Source organism: Halobellus sp. H-GB7, assembly GCF_030848585.1.
GTDB classification, from domain to species: domain Archaea; phylum Halobacteriota; class Halobacteria; order Halobacteriales; family Haloferacaceae; genus Haloquadratum; species Haloquadratum inordinatus.
Window position 1 is genome coordinate 1 of the sequence record NZ_JAVDDW010000023.1, and the last position, 4,526, is coordinate 4,526.

Genomic DNA, 4,526 nt, shown 5'->3' on the forward strand with positions numbered 1-4,526 from the left:
ACACGGCATCATAAACGGGTATTATTCAGATTAGCTGATTGAAGCAGACAGCGAATGCTTGGAGCCACGTTTCTGCGGTTTCAGGACGAGCGTGCCGGAAGTGATTGGCGAACGGTTCGGTTCTGCGTTTCAGCTCCTTGAAGACGCGCTTGACGGCATTGCGATTCCCGTGGGTGACGTGTTGGTATCGGAGGGCTGTGTTGAATCGCCATACGGCGATGGAATTCACTGTTTTACAGCTCGCTTGATGTTATAGACGACACACATCAGAGCGATTTCTCGGAACTCACGGAACCACGAACGCGCTCGCACGGCGAAGCCGAGCGAGCGCTTGACAGCCGAGTTCACGGTCTCGGTCATTGAGCGCTGATTGTAGCGCTGTTCGTCGATTCTGGCGTTGTGCGCGTGATCATAGGGTGCGAAGATGCGATGTTTGATGAGCGGGCGAATCCCGAGGTCACGAAGGGATTCGCGGAGCGATTTCTTGTCGTATCCCTTGTCGGCAGCAAGAGACCGCAGATCGCCCGCATTTAGTCAGGTGTTCGGAATGTGCATCAGCGAGCGATGAGCGTCAATTTACTACACCGATGGGTGAAGTGAAAAGTGAGAGCTGTCTGTTCAACTCAGCACTCGAAGGCCGCCATCGTTCATTCCTGGTGTGATTCACTCGAAAATAGAATGGGTAAGCAGAGATATCTCTCACAAGTCGGCGTTCCGCCGCCGCGGAACGCCTACGTCACAGGTGCCTCCTTGCGGACGACATTCAGGAATGTCCGCGCAGGCACGCGTGGTTTCAGTCGCTGGTCAATGTTGAGGCTGACCTGCACCAGCAGGTCAACGAGCAACCACATATCGTACAGAATCACTGCAAAACCGAAGTAGAACACTCGAACGGCGGTGTTTCGTGAAGTCGTCCACGCGAGGAAGTCCTTGATCGACTTGTAGCTGTTCTCTATTCCCCATCGGCGGGTGTACCGCCGCATCACGCGGCGGGTACGCCCCCGCGCCTTCTTTGTCGCGTCACTTACCGAGAGGTTCGTCACGAACGTCACCGTTGCATCTTCCTTCCGATCCGAGGGAACCCCGACCAGCGTCGGGGTGACCGTTACACTGCCACCCACGATGGTTCCTTCCATCTCGTGATTCTGTTTAACACCGACGTCGTGGTCTATGTCCTGTACAAACCGCTTGACTGGGTCATCCGAGGATTTTCGGATGAGATAGCAGAGGCCCGCCTCTTCGACCGCGTGGATCACGCCGATGCCGTCGAATTCGGCGTCGGCGTAGACCGTCCCAATCGAAACAGAGTCACTCGCTATTTCGAGCAGTTGCTCAACGAGAACTCGCCGAGGGATGTAGCCGCGGAGCGGCCGCATCCCGAGCGTGAACTTCACTTCTTCCCCAACGATCGAGACGGTCGCCATTTTGTAACACCACGAGTACGATTTGCTCGGTGGTGCCCCTGTACTCATCTGGAACTCGTCACGATCACCGTAGTAGGCGATATAGGTGATATCGATCGCCACATCGACGTGGCGATCGATCGAATAGTATTGCTCAGCAGCCCACATCATCGTTCCAATCGCTCCGTTAACCATCGAGGCGATCTCGATCGCCTCGAGTTGCTTGATGTAGTGGAGATGCGTATCACCGTCAGGACCGCCGCTTTCGCGGGTTGTTTCCTCGTCGAAGATCCGGCTTCCCTGGTTGGCAGCAGTCCCGGTCAATCCGAGGTAGCTCTGGAGATCGAGGAACGCGGTATCATCATACCGCGTTCCGTCGTCCGGTCGATCGAGGTCAATCGCTGGAAACACGATCTGACAGAGGGCCTCCGTAACGTCCTTTGCCTTGCCTGTGACGTAGCGTTGTTCCGAGCGGTTGGAAAGGCCGCTCTTGTCTTCAGGGGTAAGCGCACGCAGTCCGAGCGGGTTGCCCATCTCGTGGGCAACCGCGAGGATACATTCAGCAGATGTTCGGATAAAAGCTTGAAGCCGGTTGGGGAACCGGTCGCGCCAGGCGCGACCGAGTGTGGTCCGAGCCGGTGCGGCTTTGTCCCCAACGAAGTGGTCGGGATCAAAGCCGAGCGTGCTGGCACGCTCGGCAGTCGCGAGGTAGTCGTGGAGTTCTGCCGTCGTGAAGCCGGCGAGCTCCTTGCAATAGAACGCTCGTACCATCGACTCGTAGCTGTAGTGAGCGTTCCATTCGGTTTTCCCAACTTCGTAGATTGCAGTCTCACTGAAGTCAAACTCACGGACCACAGTCAGAAGGTTCGTGTCTTTGTGAATCAATTCCTCGGCCTGTTGTTCGAGTCTGCTGATCGCAGACTCGAACTGGGATGTCGTTTGAGACATCGCTTTACAGTTGGCCAGCAATCGGAGTCAGTCACCCGCCTCGTGCACAGAATCTGTCGTTCCGAACTCCTGACTATGAAGACGGCGACACCGCCAGCGTGTAGCGCTTGTTCTTCACGCGTGCGTAGAGCGTCGCGTAAGCGTGGAATGCGGTGGTTCCCCGCTTCGCTTCCGAGTGGTAGAGGGCGTCTGTGTCGTCTTCGTCACCGTAGTAGGGCCGCAGGTGGAGGTCTGCGCAGACCTCCACCTGCTCGGGAAGCAGTTCGACGACATCCTGCCGAAGGAGTGTATTAGCGACTCGTTCGAGCCGTTCCGGCTCGAACTTCGTCCGGAGATGGTTGAGGATCGTGTTCGCCGATGGCGAGTCGTCACTGGAGTTGCAGAGCGTCGAGATCGAGGTTCCGTCGGCGGTTGCGCCGACGAGAACCTCGTAGATGTCCTCTGCATCGATTTCAGCGTTGTTGGCGAGGTTCAGGGTAACTTCCTCGTCAAGCCGATTGACGAGGAAGTTAAGGGGCTGGTCTTCGTGGATTTCATTGTCCGCTTGCTTTGCTTGCTTGGACACAACTCAGCAAGCGGACTCCTTCAACTTGCGAGCTTTGTGAGGTACTGAATCTACGCCACAAGAGCGTTGTTCGAAGCAGGTACTTCATACTCGGTTCATCGTCTTTATGTGTGGATGAAGAATGTACTCAATCGAAATTAATTACCCTGAGTGTTGAATTGACCTCACTATGAGAACATCACCGACTGTCAGCGTGGTTATTCCTTATGGACCTAAATTCACACCTAACTCAATGCTTGAAAGAGCCAAACAATCGGCAAAAGCACAACAAATTCCTGTAGAAATAATTGTTGTTACAGATGATCAATCCCACGGGCCAGCTTGGGCTCGAAACCGTGGTCTGGAACAGGCTGAGACTCGATACGTAGCATTTTTAGATGCCGACGATCGGTGGAACGAAGATAAGCTTAAACGGCAACTGGATCGTATGGATTCCACCGGTGCTGGTCTCTGTGTTGAAGCACCTGACATAAGCAAAAAAACATTTATGTGCGAATTATATTTGGGGAATATTGAATCATTGACATCTTCAATTCTGATCGATACTGAACAGATAGCCATACGCTTTGATGAGGTTCTTGAACGTCGTGAGGACCACCTCTTTATACTTGAGGCAGCAGCGGCAGGTGATATCTGTACCTGTGAGGACCTCTTCGAGGTTGAGCGACACGGGGAGAGTCTTTCTAGTGGTATGACCCATACTTATCGACTTAAAAAGGACAAGGAATTTGCGATAAAAGTAAAACAACAAGTTCCTGAAGTGCGAGAATATATAAACGAAGAATACCGGTATGTTGCTTGTGATGGTAGGCCGTTTATGAATACAGCAGGAGATGTATATCGTGCCCTGCTTCTTGGGGTGTCATATTACACTCTCGCCAATATTTTTGTAAGCTTCCTCTGTCAAAAGTTATTAAAGTAGTTTAACCCCCGCGAATATTATAACCATTCACAAAAAATTTGAATTTTTGATATTTATCGGTATAAAGCCATCCGTTCTAGTTTAGTGGCGAGCAAAGCTGAACTCACCCGATTCAACCTGGCTGCGTAGCCGTTGCCTGTGTGGATTTGGATTTCGTGACGCCCACAGCAACAGCTCGTCCAAATCCGGTAGTTCGTAGCCCAACTCAACCATAAGATATAGCTGAATCAGATGAGCGTGCCGCTCCACGGCTAGCGAGCAGCGACGCCGAGGGAGCCGCGACGCCGACTCGTCGGCGTCTGCGGCGGCTTCGGCCTCACGCTGTCTGGCCTCAAGTGACCGCAACTCGTCCACAATTACACGGCTCATCATCAGCGAAATTGCTGCCATGATAACCAGCGCCTCGATAATGTAGGCGTCGGTCGTGTTGATCTCGTCCAAACCGAACCGCGATTTTAACTCCTTGAACAGCAACTCGACTTCCCAGCGCGCCCGATAGAGCTGCGCGATATCGGGCGCGCTATAGTCCTCTTTGCCGAGATTCGTCAGATACAGATGGTACTCGTCGGTCTCCTCGTTGCGCAGGCCGATCAGCCGAAACGTCCGGGTCGCGCTTGCGCCCGACCCTCGTTTGCGATCAAACGAGAGCGTGATGCGGATATCAATCTCCTGTCGCTGCAGGTCGTCA

At 53.6% G+C, this 4,526-nt stretch carries 3 protein-coding genes and 3 pseudogenes; 1 reads left to right on the top strand and 5 read right to left on the bottom strand.

Going from position 1 to position 4,526, the window contains the following annotated elements:
- Positions 1 to 25: 25 nt before the first annotated feature.
- From RBH22_RS17640 to RBH22_RS17655, 4 genes and pseudogenes are all read right to left on the bottom strand, one after another.
- Positions 26 to 193 (bottom strand): annotated as a pseudogene (locus RBH22_RS17640) (IS6 family transposase); the annotation flags it as partial.
- A 32-nt stretch (positions 194 to 225) separates the two neighbouring features.
- Positions 226 to 531 (bottom strand): annotated as a pseudogene (locus RBH22_RS17645) (transposase); the annotation flags it as partial.
- A 200-nt stretch (positions 532 to 731) separates the two neighbouring features.
- Positions 732 to 2,351: a transposase gene (locus RBH22_RS17650; RefSeq protein WP_306678709.1), complete on the bottom strand. Its 1,620-nt coding sequence runs from the start codon at positions 2,349 to 2,351 to the stop codon at positions 732 to 734.
- Positions 2,352 to 2,439: 88 nt separating this feature from the next.
- Positions 2,440 to 2,916 (bottom strand): annotated as a pseudogene (locus tag RBH22_RS17655) (ISH3 family transposase); the annotation flags it as partial.
- 169 nt (positions 2,917 to 3,085) lie between these two features.
- Between RBH22_RS17655 and RBH22_RS17660 the strand changes: the two are divergent.
- Positions 3,086 to 3,838, top strand: a complete 753-nt coding sequence (locus RBH22_RS17660; RefSeq protein WP_306678713.1) for a glycosyltransferase family 2 protein — start codon at positions 3,086 to 3,088, stop codon at positions 3,836 to 3,838.
- Positions 3,839 to 3,919: 81 nt separating this feature from the next.
- On the opposite strand, the gene RBH22_RS17665 is transcribed toward RBH22_RS17660, so the two are convergent.
- The coding region (locus tag RBH22_RS17665; protein WP_306678717.1) for a transposase at positions 3,920 to 4,526 on the bottom strand (607 nt) is incomplete at its 5' end.

Bases quoted from the DNA above. Each gene is read 5' to 3' on its own strand.
- RBH22_RS17650 (WP_306678709.1), bottom strand. From the start codon at position 2,351: ATGTCTCAAACGACATCCCAGTTCGAGTCTGCGATCAGCAGACTCGAA.
- RBH22_RS17660 (WP_306678713.1), top strand. From the start codon at position 3,086: ATGAGAACATCACCGACTGTCAGCGTGGTTATTCCTTATGGACCTAAA.